Origin of the sequence: Micromonospora citrea (assembly GCF_900090315.1) — a bacterium.
Classification (GTDB): domain Bacteria; phylum Actinomycetota; class Actinomycetes; order Mycobacteriales; family Micromonosporaceae; genus Micromonospora; species Micromonospora citrea.
Genome location: NZ_FMHZ01000002.1, coordinates 6,495,730 through 6,517,138, shown reverse-complemented (window position 1 = coordinate 6,517,138; position 21,409 = coordinate 6,495,730). Strand labels below are relative to the sequence as shown.

The window sequence follows — 21,409 nt, the reverse complement described above, 5'->3', positions numbered from 1 at the left end:
GGGGTTCGAGGTGTGCGGCATGCCGGATCAGGCCGAGCCGAGCTCTTCGTCCAGCAGGCTGAAGATCTCCTCGGCGGAGGCCGACTGGAGGCTGGCGCCCTCGTCGGCGGCGGAGTCCGCGTCGGACTCGGTGTAGGTCCACAGGGAGAGCAGCTCGCGCAGCCGGGCGCCGACGCCGGCCCGGTCGGTGTCACCGGTGGCGACCGCCCGCATGGCGTGCTCCAGCTTGTTCAGCTCGCCGAGCACCGTCAGCGCGGACGTGCTCCGCTCCGCCAGCAGCGCGCCCCGCAGGTACTCGACCAGCGCCGCCGTGGTCGGCCGGTCGTAGATCAGCGTGGACGGCAGCCGCAGGCCGGTGGCCGCGTTGAGCCGGTTGCGGAACTCGACGGCGGTCAGCGAGTCGAAGCCCAGCTCGACGAAGCCGCGCTCGGCGTCGATCGAGCGGATCGACGCGTAGCCGAGGACGGCGGCGGCATGGGTACGGACCAGGTCGGAGAGCACCTGGTCGCGGTCGGCCTCCGCCGTGGCGGCGAGGGTCTCCCGCAGCGCCTCGGCGGGGTCGCGCTCGACGGCCCGGGCCGCGCCGCTCGTCGCCGGGCGGACCAGCGACCGCAGCACCGGCGGCACCGCCGCCGGCCCGTGCCGGCCGATCAACGCGAGGTCCAGGTTGACCGGTACGACCACCGGCTCGGCGAAGCGCAGCGCCTCGCTGAACAGGTCCATGCCCTCCTCGGCGCCGAGCGGCACGAAGCCGCCCCGGTTCATCCGGGCCTCGTCGACGTGCCCGGTCTGCCCGTCGCCGGTGTCGTTGACCCACGGACCCCAGGCCAGCGAGAGCGCCGGGAGTCCCCGGTCGCGCCGGTGCTGGGCGAGGGCGTCGAGGAAGCAGTTCGCCGCCGCGTGGTTGGCCTGCCCGGGGCCGCCGAAGAGGCCGGCCGCCGAGGAGAAGAGCACGAACGCGGCCAGGTCCAGCTTCTCGGTCAGCTCGTGCAGGTGCCAGGCCGCGTCGACCTTGGGACGCAGCACGGTGTCGAAGCGGTCCGGGGTGAGCGCGGGCAGCACGCCGTCGTCGAGCACCCCGGCCGCGTGCACCACGCCGGTCAGCGGCAGGTCGGCGGGGAGCTGGTCGAGCAGCAGGGCGAGCGCGTCGCGGTCGGTGACGTCGCAGGCGACCACCCGGGCGGTGGCGCCCAGTCCGGCCAGCTCGTCGACCAGCGCGGCGACGCCCGGGGCGTCCGCCCCGCTGCGGCTGACCAGCAGCAGGTGCCGTACGTCGTGCCGGGTCACCAGCCGTCGCGCCACGAGCCGCCCGAGCAGGCCGGTCGCCCCGGTCACCAGGACGGTGCCGGCGGCCAGGTCGGGGCCGGGCGCGTCGGCCGGGGGCGGGCCGAGCCGGGTCAGTCGGGGCACCCGGAGCTGGCCGGCGCGTACGGCGAGCTGGGGTTCGCCCGTGGCGAGGGCGGCCGGCAGCAGCGCGGCGGCCGAAGCGTCGTCGTCGACGTCGAGGAGCACGATCCGGTCGGGGTTCTCCGACTGGGCGGAGCGCAGCAGGCCCCAGGCGGTGGCGGCCGGCACGTCGGCGATCCGCTCGTCCGGGTCGACCCGGACCGCGCCGCGGGTGACGACCACCAGCCGGGCGGTGGTGAGGGACTCCTCGGCGAGCCACTGCTGGACCAGCGCGAGCATCCGGTGGGCGACGCGGTGCGCCTGGGCGGCCGGGTGCGGCTCGTCGGCGGCCGGTCCGGCGCAGGTCACCACCACCGCGTCGGGCACGGGGCCGCCCGCGCGGACATCGGCGACCAGCGCGGAGAGGTCCGGGCGCCGCTCCGTGCCGGGCCAGTCGTCGCCGAGGACGACGAGCCCGGGGGTCCCGTCGGCGCGGCCGGCGGCGGGGGCGACCCAGTCGAGGCGGTGCAGGGACCGGCTGGCCGAGCGGCGGGCGGCGCTGAGCTGCTCGCCGGAGACGGGCCGCAGGACCAGACCCTCGACGGAGGCGACCGGGGTGGCGCCGGTGTCGGTGACGGTCAGGGCCACCGAGCCGGCGTCGGTGGCGCGCAGCCGGATCCGCAGTTCGCGGGCGCGGGTGGGCCGGATGGTCACGCCCGACCAGGTGAACGGCAGGCCCGGGCGGATGTCGGGGCCACCGCCGGTGGCCGGTGCGCCGCCACCGGCGGCGGCTCCGACCGTCGCGCTGGCGCCGTCGGCAGCTCCGGCCGCGGCGCCGGCACCGTCGGCGGCGACGTCTGCCGTGGCGCGGGCATCTGCCGTGGCGCTGGCGCCGATGGCGTGCAGCGCCGCGTCCATCAGGGCCGGGTGCACCGAGAACGCCGCGGTGTCGGTGGACGCGTCGGCGTCGAGGGCGACCTCGGCGAGGATGTCCGGGCCCGAGCGCCACGCGGCGCGCAGCGCGCGGAAGGCGGGGCCGTAGTGGTAGCCCTGGGCGGCGAGCCGGGCGTAGAGCCCGTCGAGGGCGATCGGCTCGGCGTCGGCGGGCGGCCACACGGCGGCCGGCGCGGGTTCCGGGTCGACGGTGTCGGCGAGCTGGCCGGAGGCGTGCCGCTGCCAGGCCCGGGCGCCGTCGGGCGCGGTGTCGTCGTCGCCCCGGGTATGGACGGCGACGGGCCGGTGCCCGGTCTCGTCCGGCGGGCCGACGCGGACCCGCAGGTCGATGCCACCCTCGGTGGGGATCGCCAGCGGCGCCTCCAGGTTCAGCTCGGCGACGGTCGCCGCGCCGGCCTGCCGGCCGGTCCAGGACGCCAGCTCCACCAGGGCCGTCCCGGGCAGCAGCACCGTGCCCAGCACGGCGTGGTCGGCGAGCCACGGGTGGGTGGCGAGGGTGATCCGGCCGGTGAAGAGCAGGCCCTCGTCGCCGGGCAGGTCGGCCACCGCGCTGAGCAGTGGGTGGTCGACCACGTCGAGGCCCACGGCGGGCAGGACGGAGCGGTGCGCGCCGGTACGCTCCAGCCAGTAGCGGTTCCGGTCGAAGGCGTACGTGGGCAGGTCGACCGGCTCGGCCTCGGGCAGCAGCCGGCGGTGCTCCACCGCTAGGCCGAGGGTGTGCGCGGTGACGAGGCTGGTCAGCAGCCGGGTGGCCGCGTCGTCCGACCCGCCGAGGGTGTCCAGGACGTGGCCCGTGGCGCCGGCCGCGTCGAGGACGGCGGCGACCCGGGCGGTCAGCGCCGGCTCCGGCGAGACCTCCACGAAGGTCACGTGCCCGGCGTCGACGGCGGCGCGCAGGGCGGCGTCGAGCCGCTCCGTTCCCGCGTCCCCGCCGGCGGCCGACGAAGCACCGGTCCCGAGCGCGGCCCAGTGGTCCGGACCGGGGCCGGCCGGGTCGGTCCAGTCCCCGGTGACGGTGGAGGCCAGCCGGGCGGTGCCGGGTTGCGGCGCGACCCCCGCCAGGGCGGCGCGGAGGCCGTCGCGGTCCAGCTCGCCGACGGCGGCCCGGGCCCGCAGCGCCACCGTCCGGGCGGCGTCGGGCAGCGACAGCAGGCCCGCCACGCAGGCGGCCACGACCTCGCCGTCGCCGTCGCCGACGACCGCGGCCGGGGTGAGTCCGGCGTGCCGCCAGACGGCGGCGAGCGCCACGCCGACGGCGAACAGGACGGGCCGGGCCAGCTCCGGCCGCTCGACCCAGGAGGGGTCGGAGCCGGTGAGCAGGGCGGCCGGGTCGACGTCGACCCAGGGGGCGAGGGCCTGCCGGCACTCGGCGAGGGCATCGTCGAACGCCGGGCAGCGGCCCACGAGTCCGGCCGCCGCGCCCGCCGGGGCGGCGGCCGGGAAGACGAACACCGGGCCCGCGCCGTGGTTGGCGACGGTGCCGGTCACCACGTTGCCGGCCGGGGTGCCGGCCGCGAGGGCGTCCAGGCCGGCCAGCAGCTCGACCGGGGTCGCGCCGACCACGGCGGCGCGCCGGTCGAACGCCGACCGCGTGGCGGCGAGGGACCAGCCGACCACCGCCGGGGCGAGGCCGGGGTGCGCCCGCAGGTGCCGGGCCAGCCGGGACGCCTGCGCGGCCAGGGCGGAGCCCGAACGGGCCGACACGGGCCAGGCCACCACGTCGGCGGCGAGCAGCCCGGCGGCGCGTTCCCGCTCCTCCGCGCCGGCCGCCGACGGCGTCGGGGCGTCGGCGGGCGCGTCGACGGGCTGCTCGATGACGACGTGGGCGTTGGTGCCGGAGATGCCGAACGACGAGACCGCCGCCCGGCGGGGCCGGTCCACCGCCGGCCACGGCCGGGACCGGGTCACCAGCTCCACGTCGCCGGCCGACCAGTCGATGTGCGGCGACGGCTCGTCCACGTGCAGCGTCGCCGGTACGGTGCCCTCCCGCATCGCCAGGATCATCTTGATCACGCCGGCCACGCCGGCGGCGGCCTGCGCGTGGCCCATGTTCGACTTGACCGAGCCCAGCAGCAGCGGGCCGGCGTCGCCCCGGTCCTGCCCGTACGTGGCCAGCAGCGCCTGCGCCTCGATCGGGTCACCCAGGACGGTGCCGGTGCCGTGCGCCTCGACGACGTCCACGTCGGTGGTCGTCAGCCGGGCGCTGGCGAGCGCCTGCCGGATCACCCGCTGCTGGGAGGGGCCGTTGGGGGCGGTCAGGCCGTTGGACGCGCCGTCGGAGTTGACGGCGGAGCCGCGTACGACGGCGAGGATGCGGCGGCCCTGCCGCCGGGCGTCGGAGAGCCGCTGCACGAGCAGCATGCCGACGCCCTCGGACCAGCCGGTGCCGTCCGCCGTGGCGGCGAACGACTTGCACCGCCCGTCGGAGGCGAGGCCGCCCTGGCGGGAGAACTCCTGGAACGCCGTCGGGGTGGCCATCACCGCCACGCCGCCGGCCAGCGCCAGGTCGCACTCGCCGCGCCGCAGCGCCGCCCCGGCGAGGTGCAGCGCCACCAGGGACGAGGAGCAGGCGGTGTCGACGGTGACGGCCGGTCCCTCCAGCCCGAGGGCGTACGCGACCCGGCCGGAGATCACGCTGTGCGCGGCGCCGGTCATCAGGTAGCCCTCGACGCCCTCGGGGACCTCGGTGAGCCCGGTGCCGTAGCCGGAGGTGGAGGCGCCCACGAAGACGCCCGTGCGGGTGCCGCGCAGCGTCGCCGGGTCCACCCCGGCCCGCTCCAGCGCCTCCCAGGACGTCTCGAGGGTGAGCCGCTGCTGCGGGTCCATGGCGAGGGCCTCGCGGGGCGAGATCTCGAAGAACGCGGGGTCGAAGTCCGCCACGTCGTAGAGGAAGCCGCCCGCCGGCGGGTGCGTCCCCTCCGCCGGTTCGGGGATCTCCCAGCCCCGGTCGGTGGGGAACGGCGAGATGGCGTCGACGCCGTCGGCGACCAGCCGCCAGAACGCCTCGGGCCCGTCGACGCCGCCGGGGTAGCGGCAGGCCATGCCGACGATCGCGACGGGCTCGTCGGCGTCGACGACGACGGTCTGCGGGGCGTCGGCCGGGGCGGCGCCGGAGACCAGTTCGCGCAGGTGCGCGGCCAGCTCGGCGGGGGTCGGGTAGTCGAAGACCAGCGTGGTGGGCAGCCGCAGGCCGGTGGCCGCGTTCAGCCGCCCCCGGAAGTCCACTGCGGTCAGCGAGTCGAAGCCGAGGTCCTTGAACGGGCGTCCGCGCAGCTCGTCGGGGGTGGCGTGGCCCAGCACCGCGGCGGTCTGCTCGTTGACCAGCTTCAGCAGCTCCCGCTCCTGCTCCGCCGCCGGCAGCGCCGCGAGGTGGCGCAGCGGCGCGGCGACCCCGCCCGTGGGCGCGGCGGCCTCCTCCTCCTGCGCGACGAGCGCCCGCACCTGCGGCAGGTCGCCGAGGAACGGGCTGGGCCGGGCCACGGTGAACGCGGGGTGGAACCGGGTCCAGTCGACGTCGGCGACGGTCACGCAGGGCGTCGGGCGACGCAGCGCCCGGTCGAGGGCGACGAGCGCCTTCTCCGGGTCGACCGGCGGCAGGCCCATCCGGTTGAGCTGCTCGGTGGCCGCGTTCTCGGCGGCCATGCCGTGCGCGCCGCCCCAGGCCGTCCAGGACACGGCGGTGGCCGGCAGGCCCCGGTCGCGCCGGTTGACGGCCAGGGCGTCCAGCAGGGAGTTGCCGGCGCCGTACGCGCACTGCCCGGCACTGCCCCACACGCCGGAGATGGAGGAGAACAGCACGAACGCGCCGAGGTCGCGGTCGGCGAGGCAGGCGTCGAGGTGCAGGGCGCCGAGCACCTTGCCCGCGACGACGTGGGAGAACTCGTCGAGGGTGGTGTCGGTCAGCGGGGTGAGCTGGTCGGTGCCGGCGGCGTGCACGACCGCGGTCAGGTCGGGCAGCGAGTCGACCAGGGCCGCCACGGACCGCCGGTCGGTGACGTCGCAGGTGGCGGCGGTGACCCGCCCGTCGGCGCCGTACGCGTCGAGCAGGTCCGCCACGGCCGGGGCGGCGGCGCCCCGGCGGCTGGCCAGGACCACCCGCCCGACGCCGCGGTCGAGCAGCCAGCGGGTGACGTGGCCGCCGAGCGCGCCGGTGCCGCCGGTGACCAGGACGGCGCCGGAGCACCAGTCGCCGGCGGGCGGCTCGTCCGCCGCCGGCGGGGCCGGGGTGAGCCGGCGGGCCCAGGTGCCGCCGGGCCGCACGGCCACCTGGTCCTCGCCGCCGTGGCCGGCCAGGACGGCGACGAGCCGCCGGGCGGTGGCGTCGTCGACGGTGGCCGGCAGGTCGACCAGGCCGCCCCAGCGGTGCGGCTGCTCGACGGCCGCGGCGCGGCCGAGGCCCCAGACCTCGGTCTGCAACGGGTGCGCGACCCGGTCGCCCGGGGCCGCCGCCACGGCGCCGCTGGTGACGCACCACAGCGGGGCCACCAGGTCCAGGTCGGTCATGGCCTGGACCAGGGCGAGGGTGCCGGCGGCGGCGAGGGTCACGCCGGGGTGCTCGGGCAGCAGCCGGTCCTGGCCGGCGACGACGGCGAGCACGCCGGCGACGGGCCGGCCGTCGATCAGCTCCCGCAGCCGGGCGGCGAGCGCCGCGCGGTCCAGGTCGGCCGCGCCGACGCGCAGCACCAGCGGCTCGGTGTCGCCGACAATCCCGGCCAGGCCGTCGGCCCACGCCGGCGCGTCGTCGGCGGGCAGCACGACCAACCAGCGGCCCGCCGGGGCGTCGCCGTCCCCGACCGGCACGGGCTGCCAGGTGACCTGGTACGACCAGCCGTCCACGAGGGAGCGTTCCCGCCGGGAGCGGCGCCAGGAGGCGAGCACGGGCAGGGCCGGCAGCAGCGCCTGGACCTGCTCGTCGTCGTCGCCCAGCTCGCCGCGCAGGGTGTCGGCGTCCGCCTGTTCCAGGGCGGTCCAGAACTCGTCGTCGCCGTCCGCCGCGACGGTGCCGGGGGCGGCGGGCGGCGGCTCGGGCCAGAAGCGCTGCCGGCGGAAGGCGTACCCGGGCAGCGGCACCCGCGCGGTGTCGGCGCCCGCGTACAGCTGCGCCCAGCCGACCTCGACCCCGCCGACGTGCAGCTCGGCGAGGGCGGTGAGCGCGGATGCGGGCTCGGGGCGGTCGCGGCGCAGCAGCGCCACGGCGGCGGTGTCGTCGTCCGCGCCGGCGGCGGTCAGGACGTCGCGGGCCAGCGCGGTGAGCACCCCGCTGGGGCCGACCTCCAGGAACGTGCGCACGCCGAGGGCCCGCAGCTGGTCGACGCCGTCGGCGAACCGGACGGCCTCCCGCACGTGCCGCACCCAGTAGTCGGCGGTGCGGATCTCGTCGGGGTCGGCGAGCGCGCCGGTCAGGTTCGACACGATCGGCAGCGCCGGCGGGTGCAGCTCCAGCCCGCGCACCACGGCGGCGAACTCGGCGAGCATGGGTTCCATCAGCGGGCTGTGGAAGGCGTGGCTGACGCGCAGCGGCCTGGTCCGTACGCCCTGGTCGGCCCAGCGGCGTTCGAGTTCCTCGACGGCGTCGGCCGCGCCGGAGACGACCACGGCGGTGGGCCCGTTGACGGCCGCCACGGCGACCCGGTCCTCGACGCCGGACAGGGCGGCCCGGACGGCGTCGGCGGGAAGCTGGACGGCCAGCATCGCGCCGCCGGCCGGCAGGGCCTGCATCAGCCGGCCCCGGGCCGCGACGAGCGTGGCGGCGTCGGGCAGCGACAGCACGCCGGCCGCGTGCGCGGCGGACAGCTCGCCGATCGAGTGGCCGAGCAGGACGTCCGGGACGATCCCCCAGCTCTCCAGGAGCCGGAACAGCGCGACCTCGACGGCGAACAGGCCGGCCTGGGTGTAGAGGGTCTGGTTGAGCAGCCCGGCGGCCTCGTCGCCCTCGGGCGCGAACAGCACCGGGGCCAGCGGGCGGGGCAGGTGCCGGTCCAGCTCGGCGCAGACCTCGGCCAGCGCCCGGCCGAAGACGGGGAACGCGGCGGCCAGCTCGCGGCCCATGCCGCTGCGCTGCGCGCCCTGGCCGGAGAAGAGGAACGCGAGCTTGCCGCCGCGCGGGCCGGCGCCGGTGACCAGGCCCGGGGCGTCGCCGCCGGCGGCCAGCGCGCGCAGGCCGGCGGTCAGGTCGGCACGGTCGGCGGCGAGCAGTACGGCCCGGTGCTCGAGGCTGGCCCGGGTGCGCGCCGACGACCAGCCGACGTCGGTCAGCCGCAGCTCGGGGCGCCCGTCGAGCCAGTCGGCCCAGCGGGTGCCCTGCGCGGCCAGGGACTCGGCGTCGCGGGCGGAGACCAGCACCGGCACGAGGCCGGCCCCGTCGACGCAGGCGGTGTCGGCGGCGGCCGGCACGGTGCCGGCGTCGGTCGCGGCGGCGGGGGCGTCCGGGGCGTCGGCCGCCGGGGCCGGGTCGGCGGCGGGCGCCTCCTCGATGATCACGTGGGCGTTGGTGCCGCTCATGCCGAAGGAGGAGATGCCCGCGCGGCGGGGCTGCTCCCCGGCGGGCCACGGCCGCGGCTCGGTCGCCAGCGCGACCGCGCCGGCCGTCCAGTCCACGTTGGGGGTGGGCTCGTCGACGTGCAGGGTGGCGGGCACGGTGTCGTGCCGCAGCGCCATCACCATCTTGATCACACCGGCCACGCCGGCGGCGGCCTGCGTGTGCCCGATGTTCGACTTGACCGAGCCGAGCCACAGCGGCCGGTCCGCCGGCCGGCCCTGCCCGTACGTCGACAGCAGCGCCTGCGCCTCGATGGGGTCGCCGAGGGTGGTGCCGGTGCCGTGCGCCTCCACGACGTCGACCTGCTCCGGGGCGAGCCGGGCGCTGGCCAGCGCCTGGAGCACGACCCGCTGCTGGGACGGGCCGTTGGGGGCGGTCAGCCCGTTGCTCGCGCCGTCCTGGTTGACCGCGCTGCCGCGTACGACGGCCAGGACGGGGTGGCCGTTGCGCCGCGCGTCGGAGAGCCGCTCGACGAGCAGCAGGCCGACCCCCTCGCCCCAGGCGGTGCCGTCGGCGGCGGCGGCGAACGACTTGACCCGGCCGTCCATGGCCAGGCCCCGCTGCCGGCTGAAGCCGATGAAGGCGGACGGGGTGGACATGACGGTGGCCCCGCCGGCGAGCGCCAGGGTGCACTCCCCCTGCCGCAGCGCCTGGCAGGCCAGGTGCAGGGCGACCAGCGACGACGAGCAGGCGGTGTCGACGGTGACGGCGGGGCCCTCGATGCCGAGCGCGTACGAGATCCGGCCGGACACGACGCTGGCCGCGGTGCCGGTGAGGATGTAGCCCTCGGTGCCCGGCGGCGGCTGCTGGAGCAGGCCCACGTAGTCCTGGCCGGTGGTGCTGGCGAACACCCCGACCTGGTGCCCGCGCAGCGTCGAGGGGTCGATGCCGGCGTGCTCGAACGCCTCCCACGAGGTCTCCAGCAGCAGCCGCTGCTGGGGGTCCATGGCGATCGCCTCGCGCGGCGAGATGCCGAAGAACGCGGCGTCGAAGTCGGTGGCCGAGTCGACGAAGCCGCCCTCGGCGACGTACGACGTGCCGGGGTGGTCGGGGTCCGGGTGGAACAGCCGCGCCAGGTCCCAGCCGCGGTCGGCGGGGAACGCGGAGACGGCGTCCCGGCGGGAGTCGACGAGCTCCCACAGCTCCTCGGGCGAGCCCACCCCGCCCGGGAAGCGGCAGGCCATGCCGACGATGGCGATCGGCTCGCGGCTGGCCGCCTCGAGCTCGCCGAGCTTCCTCCTGGTCTGGTGAAGGTCCGCCGTCACCCATTTCAGGTACTCGCGGAGCGTATCTTCAGTCGCCATTGACGCCACCTCTTCGGGCCGGAAAGAAACAGCGACCCAATACCGTCCACAGACGCCACAAGCCGCGAAGATCCAAACCCATTCAGCCGACCACGAATTGCCAGACAAAAAGCGTTTCAGCCCGCACCAGGTCTTACTCGCCGGAGGAAAGGTAATTGTCGCCGGACGGCGGTCACAACCCCTAGCCTGCCCCTACGGGTGCCCCTAGCCGACACGGGCGCAGGCTGGGCCGACCCGCCCTGCTGACGACCCGGCGCACCCTCCCCACGGGCGGTGGCCGGGCGGATGCGGCACCCCGCCCCGGCGAGGGCGGCGCGACCGTCGACAACCGTCGCGCCGCCCCATTTCTACAGCCCCGGCAAATTGCCGCCGGGACCGCCCAGCTCGCGGTGGATGAAATCGAAGATCTCGGCGTCGGTGGCGTCGTCGAGGGTGTGCGAGGCCGGTTTCTCCTCGACGGGACCACGCTCGTCGCCCCACCGGGCCACGAACGCCTGGAGCTGCACCAGCAGCTTCTGGCGGGTCAGCCGGTCCGGCGCGTCGGCCGCGAAGACGCCGTCGAGCCGCTCCAGCTCGGCGAGCAGCGGGGCCGCCGCGGCGGCGCCGTCCTCGGCGAGCCGGTCGCGCAGGTGCCGGGCGAGCGCCACCGGCGTCGGGTAGTCGAACACCACGGCGGCGGGCAGCTGGACGCCGGTGGCGGCGCGGAGCCGGTTGCGCAGCTCCACGGCCGTCATCGAGTCGAAGCCGACCTCGCGGAACGCCCGGTCGGGCTCCAGCCCCGCACCCCCGGTGTGGCCGAGTACGGCCGCCGCGAGGCCACCCACCAGGTCGACGAGGACGCCCTCGCGTTCGCCGGGGCTCAGCGGGCGCAGCCGCTCCCGCAGCGCGGCGGCCGCCTCGTCGTCCGCCGGCCGGTGGTCGTCGTCGGCGGGCATCGCCGCGCCCGCCTCGGGGACCCCGGTCAGCAGCGGGCACGGCCGCATCGACGCGAACGTCGGCACGAACCGGTCCCAGCGCACGTCGGCGACCACCAGTGCCGCCTCGCCCCGCAGCGCCTGCCCGAACGCCTCGACGGCCAGTTCCGGGGGCAGGCCCGGCAGGCCCCGCCTGCGCAGTTGCGCCAGCTCGGCCGACTCGGGATCGTCGTGCCACGGGCCCCACGCCACGGCGGTGGCCGCCAGTCCGCCGTGCCGCCGGTTCGCCGCGAGCGCGTGCAGCAGCGCGTCACCGGCGGACTGGCCGGCCCGGCCGCCCGCGCCCCACACCCCCGTCGTGGAGGTGCACAGCACGAACGCGTCGAGCGGCCGGTGGGCCAGCTCGTCGGCGTACCTCGGGACGTCGCCGACGGTGGCGGCGAGGTCGGCGGCCAGGCCGGCGAGGGTCAGCTCGCCCAGCGGCACCGAGCCGGTCTCCGCCGGCACGTGCACGAGCGCGGTCACCGGCCGGCTCTCGGCGGCGAGCTGCTCCATCAGGTCGCCGAGCTTGCCCGTGGCCGGCTCGGTCAGCGGGAGCACCTCGGCGCCGTGGCGGGCCAGCCAGTCGGTGGTGTGCCGGGCGAGCGCCCCGGTCCCGCCGGTGAGCAGGACGGTGCCGTTCGGCCGGTAGCCGTCGCCCGTCGCCGGCCGCCCGGTGTCGCGGACGAGCCGCCGGGCGTGCACGCCGGCCTGCCGGACGGCGAGCTGGTCCTCCCCGTTGACGTTGACCAGCGCCGAGACCAGGGCCGCGTACGCCGCCTCGTCGGGACCCGCCGGCAGGTCGACGACTCCGCCGACGTGCCGGGGGTGCTCCAGCGCGGCGACGAGCCCGAGACCCCACGTGGTGGCCTGCGTCGGGTGCGCGACCGGTTCGTCGTCCACGGCGACGGCGCCGGTGGTCGCCAGCCACAGCGGCACGGCCGGGCCGGAGCGGCCGGTGTGCGCCTGCACGAGCAGCAGGTTCGCCGCCAGGCCGGTCGGCAGCGCGGTCTGCTCCGGGTGCGGCGCCTCGTCCAGCGCCAGCAGGGACAGCAGTGCCGTCGGCTGGTACGCGGCGGCGAGCCGGTCGAGGTCGGCGGCCAGGCCGTCGCGGGTGGCGGTGGCCGGGTCGACGGTCAGCAGGTGCACCGTCGCGGCGCCGGCCGTGAGGGCGGCGAGCACCCGGTCGGTGACCTGGTGCGGCGGGGCCACCACCAGCCACGTGCCGGGGTCGGCGCCGGTCAGCGCCCGGCGTTCCCAGGTGATCCGGTACCGCCAGCCGGCCAGGGTGCCGTCGAGGCGCTGGCGGCGCCGCCACGACTCCAGTTCCGGCAGCAGCTCGCGCAGCGGCTGGTCCGGGTCGAGGCCGAGGCGGCCCAGGTCGCCGTCGGTGACGGCCCGCCAGAACGCGTCGTCGACCGGGTCGGCGGTCGGCACCGCGTCGAGGGTCGGCCAGTAGCGCTGCGGCCGGAACGCGTACGTCGGCAGCTCGGGCAGCCGGCGGGGATCCGGACGGGGACCGGCCAGCGCGGCGAGCACCGCCGACCAGTCGACGTCGCGTCCGGTGCCGTCCACGACGGCCAGCGCGGAGAGCAGGGCGGTCGGCTCGTCGGTGCCGGCGCGCAGCGCCGCCACGGCCGTGCCGCCGTCGTCGGGCAGCAGTCCGGCGGTCATCGCGGTCAGCACCGCCTGCGGGCCGAGTTCCAGGAAGGTGTCCACGCCCGCGTCGCGCAGCGCGGCGATCCCGTCGGCGTACCGGACGGCCTGCCGCACGTGGCGCACCCAGTAGTCGGGCGTACGGATCTCGGCGGGCTCGGCGAGCCGCCCGGTCAGGTTCGACACGATCGGCAGCAGCGGCGCGGCGAACGTCAGCCCGTCGAGGACGGTCCGGAACTCGGCCAGCATCGGCTCCATCAGCGGGCTGTGGAACGCGTGGCTGACCCGCAGCCGCCGGGTGCGTACGCCGCGCTCCCGCCAGGTCCGCTCCAGCCCGTCGAGGGCGTCGACGGCTCCGGCGAGCACCACGGCGGTGGGGCCGTTGACGGCGGCGACGCCGACCCGGTCGGTCAGCCCGGCGAGGGACTCGACCACGGCCGCCTCGTCGGCGGCGACGGCGAGCATCCCGCCCCCGGCGGGCAGGGCCTGCATGAGCCGGCCCCGGGCGGCCACCAGCGTGGCGGCGTCCGCGAGGGACAGCACCCCGGCGACGTGCGCGGCGGTGATCTCGCCGATCGAGTGCCCGGCGACGTGCCCGGGCACCACGCCGAACGACTCGACCAGCCGGAACAGGGCCACCTCCAGCGCGAACAGCCCCGCCTGGGTGAACACCGTCTCGTCGAGCAGCGTCGCCTCGGCGCTGCCGTCGGCCGCGAACAGCACCGGCTTCAGCGGCTGCGGCAGCTGGTGGTCGAGCGCCGCGCAGACCTCGTCGAGGGCCGCCGCGAACACGGGGAACGTGTCGTACAGCTGCCGGCCGGCGCCGGGGCGCTGGGCGCCCTGGCCGGAGAAGAGGACCGCGAGGCCACCTCCGTGCCGGCGGGCGGTGACCAGCGCGGGGTGGTCCTCCCCGCCGGCCAGGGCCCGCAGGGCGGCCAGCCGGGTCTCCCGGTCGGCGGCGACCACGGTGGCCCGCCGGCCGAGGTGGGCCCGGCCGTCGGCGAGCGCCCAGGCGACCAGGTCGGCGGGGGCGGCGTCCGTCGCCACCCGGTCGGCCAGCCGGCCGGCCTGCGCGCGCAGCGCGGGCAGGTCGGCGGCGGAGACCGGCCACGGCAGGGCCACGGCGCGCTGGTCGCGTGGCGCTTCGCCGCGCCCGCCGGTCGATTCTGGCCCTTCGGCGGCGGCGACCGGCTGCGGGGCCTCTTCGATGATCACGTGGGCGTTGGTGCCGCTGATCCCGAACGAGGAGACGCCGGCCCGGCGCGGCCCGTCCGTGGCGGTCCACGGTCGTGCCTCGGTGAGCAGCGCCAGCGTGCCGGAGGTCCAGTCGACGTGCGGGGTCGGCGCGTCCACGTGCAGGGTCGCGGGCAGCACCCCGTGTTGCAGGGCCAGCACCATCTTCATCAGGCTCGCCGCGCCCGCCGCCGCCTGGGTGTGGCCGATGTTCGACTTGACCGATCCGAGCCACAGCGGCCGGTCGGCGGGGCGCTCCCTGCCGTACGTGGCCAGCAGCGCCTGCGCCTCGATCGGGTCGCCGAGGGTGGTGCCGGTGCCGTGCGCCTCGACGACGTCCACGTCACCGGGGGTGAGGCCAGCGTTGTCCAGCGCCTGCCGGATGACCCGCTGCTGCGCGGGCCCGTTCGGGGCGGTGAGGCCGTTGCTCGCGCCGTCCTGGTTGACGGCGCTGCCCCGTACGACGGCGAGGATCCGGTTGCCGTCGCGCTGGGCGTCGGAGAGCCGCTGGAGCAGCAGGACGCCGACGCCCTCGCCCCAGCCGGTGCCGTCGGCGGCCTCGGCGAACGCCTTGACCCGCCCGTCGGCGGCCAGGCCGCGCTGCCGGGAGAACTCCAGGAACGCGCCCGGGGTCGACATCACCGTGACGCCGCCGGCCAGTGCGAGGTCGCACTCGCCGCTGCGCAGCGCCTGTGCGGCCAGGTGCAGCGCGACCAGCGACGACGAGCAGGCCGTGTCGACGGTGACGGCGGGGCCGTGCAGCCCGAACGAGTACGCCAGGCGGCCGGAGACCACCGACGCGCCGTTGCCGGTCGCCTGGTAGCCCTCCACCTGGGAGCGGGCGCCCAGCAGCAGCGTCGCGTAGTCCTGCCCGTTGGTGCCCATGAAGACGCCGGTGGCGGAGCCGCGGACCCGGTGCGGGTCGATGCCGGCCCGTTCGAAGACCTCCCAGGTGGTGTGCAGCAGCAGCCGCTGCTGCGGGTCCATGGCGAGGGCCTCGCGCGGGTTGATGCCGAAGAACGCGGCGTCGAAGCCGGCGACGTCCCGCAGGAAGCCGCCGCTGCGGGTGTAGCTGGTGCCGATCCGCTCCGGGTCGCTGTCGAACAGGGCGTCGAGGTCCCAGCCCCGGTCGGTGGGCATCGGCGTCACCGCGTCCACCCCGTCGGCCAGCAGCCGCCACAGCTCCTGCGGCGAGGACACCCCGCCGGGGAAGCGGCAGGCCATGGAGACGATCGCGATCGGCTCGTCCGCCGGCGGCCGGGCCGGGGCCGCGCCGCCGGTGACCGGTCCGCCGTCCGCGTCGACCACGATTTCGGTACGCAGGAAGCGGGCCAGTTCCGCCGCCGACGGGTGGTCGAAGACCACTGTCGACGGCAGGGTCAGGCCGGTGACCCGGCCCAGCCGGTCGCGCAGCTGCACGGCGGCGAGGGAGTCGAAGCCCAGCTCGCGGAACGCCCGGCCGGCCGGCACCTGGTCGGTGGTGGGGTGACCGAGGACGGCCGCCGCCTCCGCGCGGACGAGGTCGACCAGCAGCGCCTCCTGGCCGGTCGCCGGCAGCGTGGCGAGCCTGGCCCGCAGCGCGTCGGTGGTGGCGGCGCTCTCCGGCCGCTCCGGTTCCTCGGCGACGGCCGGGGCGACCCGGTCGAAGAGGTGGCTCGGCCGGGCGGCGGTGAACGCCGTGACGAACCGGGACCAGTCGACGTCCACGATCACCGGCGCCGCCTCGGGGGCGTTCACCCAGCGGCCCAGCGCCGCGACGGCGGCGTCGGGCGCGAGCGGGCTGAACCCGCGGCGGCGCAGGCCGTCCGCCGTCTCGCCGGTGGCCATGCCGTCCTCCGCCCACGGGCCGTAGGCCAGGGCGGTGGCGGGCAGGCCGGCCGACCGGCGGGCGGCGACGAGCGCGTCGAGCAGGGCGTTGCCGGCCGCGTAGCCGGCCTGCCCGCCGCCGCCCCAGACGCCGGCGACGGAGGAGAAGACCACGAACGCGTCGAGGTCCCGGTCCCGGCAGGCGGCGTCGAGGTGCAGGGCGCCGAGCACCTTGCCGGCCAGGGTCTCCGACAGCTCGCCGTCGGTCACCTCGTACGCCGGGGTGGTGCCGCCGGACGCCCCGGCGGTGTGCACGACGGCGGTCAGCCCGGGCAGGTCTGCCACGAGCGCGTCGACGGCGGCCCGGTCGGTGACGTCGCACGCCACCACCCGCACCGCGCCCAACTCGGCCCTCAGCTCGGCCGCGCCCGGCGCAGCCGGACCCCGCCGCGATGCGAGCACCACCTCGCCGGCCCCGTTGGCCAGCAACCAGCGCGCGACGTGCCGACCCAGGGCACCCGTACCCCCGGTCACCAGCACCGTCCCGGCGGGCCGCCAACCCGAACCGGCCGGCGGCGCGGCCGACACCAGCCGCCGGCCGAAGAGGCCGTTGCGGCGGACGGCCACCTGGTCCAGGGTGCCGTCGGCGAGGACCGCGACGAGCCCGGCGCGGGCGCCGCGGTCGGCGCGGTCGGGCAGGTCGACCAGGCCGCCCCAGCGGTCGGGCTGTTCGAGGGCGACGACCCGACCCAGGCCCCAGGCCAGGGCCGCCCAGACGTCGCCGGCCCGCTCCCCGGCCGTGACCGGCATGGCGGTTCGGCTCAGCGCCCACACCCGTCCCGGCAGGCCGGTGTCGGTGAGGGCCCGGGTGAGGGTGAGCAGGGCGGCCGCGCCGGCGGGTATCGCCGGGGTGTGCGCCAGGGGCCGGTCCTGCCGGGGCAGCACGCAGAGCACCCCGGCCCAGCCGTCCCCGCTGATCCGGCCCAGCCGCTCGCCCAGTTCGGCGCGGGCGAGGGTGGACGACACGGTGAGCGTGTCCACCCGGGCGCCGGCCTGGGTGAGGGTCTTCGCCACGCCCGCGTCGGCGCCGCCGTCGACGGTGACGACCAGCCACCGCCCGGACAGCCCGGTCGCCGGGGCCGGGCGCACCGGCTCCCACGCGACCCGGTACGACCACCCGTCCAGGGCGGTGTCCCGGTTCCGGTGCTGACGCCAGCGCGCCAGGAGCGGCAGGGCCGGGCCGAGGGCGTCCAGGTCCTCGGTGTCGTCGCCGAGTTCGGCGGCGAGGGCGGCCAGGTCGCCGCGCTCGACGGCGGCCCAGAACTCGGTGTCGCCGCCGTCCGGGGCGGCCTGCTTCGCGGGCGTGCCCTCCGGCCAGTAGCGCTGGTGCTGGAAGGCGTACGTCGGCAGATCCACCCGCCGCGCGCCGGTGTCGGCGAACCACTGCCGCCAGGTCACCGGCACGCCGTGCACGTGCAGCTCGGCGAGGGCGTGCAGCAGCGCCTGCGTCTCGGGCCGGTCCCGCCGCTGCACGGCGACGGCCAGCACGGCGTCGTCGTCGGGCAGCACGTCGGCGGCCATCGCGGTCAGGACGCTCTGCGGCCCGATCTCCAGGAACGTGTCGACGCCCGCCTCGCGCAGGGCGGTGATCCCGTCGGCGTAACGCACCGCCTCGCGCACGTGCCGCACCCAGTACTCCGGGGTGCCGACCTCGTCGCCGACCAGGGAGCCGGTCACGTTCGACACGACCGGCAGCAGCGGCGCGGAGAACGCCAACCCCTCCAGGACCGCCCGGAACTCGGCCAGCATCGGCTCCATCAGCGGACTGTGGAACGCGTGGCTCACCGTGAGCCGGCGCGTGCGCACGCCCCGGTCGCGCCAGACCCGCTCCACCTCGTCGAGCGCGTCGACGGCACCCGACACCACCACGGCGGCCGGACCATTGACCGCCGCGACACCGAGGCGGTCGGTCAGCCCGGCGATCGACTCCACCACCGCCGCCTCGTCCGCCGCCACCGCCAGCATCCCGCCACCGGTCGGCAGCGCCTGCATCAACCGGCCCCGCGCGGCCACGAGCTGGCACGCGTCGGCCAGGGACAGCACCCCGGCGACGTGCGCGGCGGTCACCTCGCCGATCGAGTGACCGGCCAGCATGTCGGGGACGATTCCGAACGACTCGACGAGGCGGAACAGCGCCACCTCGACCGCGAACAGCCCGGCCTGCGTGAACACGGTCTGGTCCAGCAGCTCCGCCTCCGGGGTGCCCGGCTCGGCGAACAGCACCTCCCGCAACGGACGCGGCAGCAGCGCATCGAGCTGCGCGCACACCTCGTCCAGCGCGGCGGCGAAGGCCGGGAACCCGGCGTACAGGTCCCGGCCCATGCCGGCGCGCTGCGCACCCTGACCCGAGAACAGCAACGCGAGCTGGCCGCGCACGGCGGTGGAGCCGGTCACGACGGCCCCGGAGGGCTCGCCCGCGTCGAGTGCCCGCAGCGCGGCGAGCAGGTCGTTGCCGTCGGTCACCACGGCGACGGCGCGCTGTTCCAGGGCGGGCCGGGTGGTCACCGAGGACCAGGCGACGTCCAACGGACGCGCGGCCTCGTCGGCGGCGAGCCAGCGCGCCCACCGGCCCGCCTGGCCGGCCAGGGCCGCGTCGGAGCGCGCGGAGAGCAGCACCGGTACGACCGGCGGCACGTCCCGGGCGACGATCTCGCCCTCGATCGTCTCGGCCGGCGGCTGCTCGATGATCACGTGCGCGTTGGTGCCGGAGATCCCGAACGACGACACCGCCGCCCGACGCGGCCGACCCACGACCGGCCACGGGGTGGGCTCGGTGGCGAGGGCGACCGCCCCGGCGGTCCAGTCGACGTGCGGGGAGGGCTCGTCCACGTGCAGGGTCGGCGGGACGAGGCCGTGGCGCATCGCCATGACCATCTTGATCACACCGGCGACACCGGCGGCGGCCTGCGTGTGCCCGATGTTCGACTTGATCGACCCCAACAGCAGCGGACGGTCGACGGGACGCTCCTGCCCGTACGTGGCCAGCAACGCCTGCGCCTCGATCGGATCACCGAGGGTGGTGCCCGTGCCGTGCGCCTCGACCGCGTCCACGTCCGCCGGGGTCAGCCGGGCGTTCGCCAGGGCCTGCCGGATCACGCGCTGCTGCGACGGGCCGTTCGGGGCGGTCAGACCGTTCGACGCGCCGTCCTGGTTCACCGCAGTGCCCCGCACGACGGCGTAGATCCGCCGGCCCTCGCGCTGCGCGTCCGACAGCCGCTGCACCAGCAACACGCCGACGCCCTCGGACCAGCCCGTGCCGTCGGCAGACGCCGCGAACGACCTGCACCGGCCGTCGGCCGACAGACCACGCTGACGCGAGAACTCGATGAAGGTCCCCGGCGTCGCCATCACCGTCACACCACCGGCCAACGCCAGATCGCACTCACCCGACCGCAACGCCTGCGCGGCGAGGTGCAGCGCCACCAGCGACGAAGAACACGCCGTGTCGACGGTGACCGCCGGACCTTCGAGCCCGAACGTGTAGGCGACCCGGCCGGAGAGGACGCTGCCGGAGGTGCCGGTGCCGACGTAACCCTCCACCTCGCCCGGCTGCTCCATGAGGCGGGAGGCGTAGTCGTGGTACATGACCCCGGCGAAGACGCCCGTCCGGCTGCCCCGCAGCCGCTGCGGGTCCAGCCCGGCGGACTCGAACGTCTCCCACGACGCCTCCAGCAGCAACCGCTGCTGCGGATCCATCGCCAGGGCCTCACGCGGCGAGATACCGAAGAAGGCCGGGTCGAACTCGGCCGCCCCGTACAGGAAACCACCGTGGCGCGTGTACGACGTACCGCTGCGGTTGGGGTCCGGGTCGAACAGCGACTCCAGGTCCCAGCCGCGGTCCGCCGGGAACTCGGAGATCCCGTCCCCGCCGCCGGCCAGCAGCGCCCACAGCTCGTCGGGGGATTCCACCCCGCCCGGGTAGCGGCAGGCCATGCCGACGATGGCGATCGGCTCGTCGGTGCCGACGATGACACCGGCGACCGGGCCGGCGGCCGACGCGCGAACGCCGGCCAGCTCCGACCACAGGTGCTCGGCGAGCACGGCCGGGGTCGGGTAGTCGAAGACCAACGTCGAGGCCAACCGCAGCCCCGTCGCCGCGTTCAACCGGTTACGCAGATCCACCGCCGTCAGCGAGTCGAAGCCCAACTCCCGGAACGCCCGGTCCGCCGGCACCGCCTCCGCGCCGCCGTGCCCCAACACCTGCGCCACCAGGCCCCGCACCAGCACGTCGACCTGGGCGCGGCCCTCGTCCTCGGTCAGCCCGGCGAGCCGCTCGGCCCAGCCGCCACCGCCCTGCCCCGCCTGGCGGCGGGTGCCGGTCACGCCGATCAGGGTGCGCAGCACGGCCGGCACGGGGCCGCCGGAGGTCGCCGCCCGCAGCGCGGGAACGTCGATCACGGCCGGCACCAGGGCCGGCCGGCCGGCGCCCAGGGCCGCGTCGAACAGCTCCAGACCGGTCTCGGCGCTCATCGGGGTGAGGCCCGCCCGTGCCGACCGCGCCCGATCCGCCTCGTCGAGAGACGCCGCCATGCCGTCCGTGTCCCACATGCCCCATGCGAGGCTGACGGCCGGCAGCCCGAGCTGCCGCCGCCACACCGCAAGCCCGTCCAGGAACGCGTTGCCCGCCGCGTACGCCGACTGCCCCGGCGAACCCAACACACCCGCCACCGACGAGAACACCACGAACAGATCCAGGTCCAGCGACGCCGTCGCCTCGTGCAGGAACCAACCCGCCGACACCTTCGGCGCCAACACCCCCGCCAGACGCTCGGCCGTCAGCCCCTCCACGACACCGTCGTCCAGGACACCGGCCGTGTGCACCACACCCGCCAGGCGACCCCCGGCACCGATCTCGGCCACCAGACCGAACACCTGGTCCCGGTCGGTCACGTCACCGGCGACGATCCGCACGGACGCGCCCAACGCCGTCAGCCGCTCGGACAGCTCACCCGCGCCCGCAGCCTCCGGACCGCGCCGCGACACCAGCACCAGCGACCGCACGCCGTGCGCCGACACCAGGTGCTCCGCGACCAGCGCGCCGAGCGCGCCCGTACCGCCGGTCACCAGCACCGCGCCGTCGCCCAGGCGGGGCGTCTGCGCGGCCGTGATGCCGGCCCGGACCAGGCGCGGCGAATACACCGCACCCCCGCGGACGGCGAGCTGGCCGCCGGTCGCGGCCGGCTCCCGCAGGACGCCGTCCAGCAGGGCCACCAGCGCGGCATCCAGGTCGCCGTCGACGTCCGCGAGGACGACGCGGCCCGGGTGCTCCGACTGCGCCGAACGCAGCAGACCCCACACCGTCGCACCGCCCAGGTCGGTCACCCGGTCGTCGTCGCCGACGGACACCGCGCCCCGGGTCACCACCACCAGCCGCGACTCCGCCAAGGCGTCCGCCGCCAGCCAGGACCGCAGCGTCGCCAGCACGTCCGAGGTCACCGCCCCGACCGACTCCGGCGTCGCCGAGCCGGGTGTGGGGAACACCGGCAGCAGCAGCGTCCGGGGGACGGACTCCTCCCCCG

General features: G+C 77.0%; 2 protein-coding genes (1 of these 2 cut by a window edge). Both read right to left on the bottom strand.

From position 1 onward, the window contains the following. Positions 1-27: 27 nt before the first annotated feature. Positions 28-10,182 (bottom strand): type I polyketide synthase, encoded by a 10,155-nt coding sequence (locus GA0070606_RS29200; RefSeq protein WP_091106415.1) that lies wholly within the window; start codon positions 10,180-10,182, stop codon positions 28-30. A gap of 347 nt (positions 10,183-10,529) precedes the next feature. Next, positions 10,530-21,409, bottom strand: partial view of a type I polyketide synthase gene (locus GA0070606_RS29195; RefSeq protein WP_091108353.1) — the final stretch only. The gene runs 18,931 nt beyond the window's last position; the window shows 10,880 of its 29,811 coding nt (coding positions 18,932-29,811); the start codon falls outside the window, past its right edge — the gene reads right to left on this strand; it ends in the stop codon at positions 10,530-10,532.

What these genes read in the sequence shown, in the direction of transcription:
- GA0070606_RS29200 (WP_091106415.1), bottom strand. Translation starts at nt 10,182, where the DNA reads ATGGCGACTGAAGATACGCTCCGCGAGTACCTGAAATGGGTGACGGCG.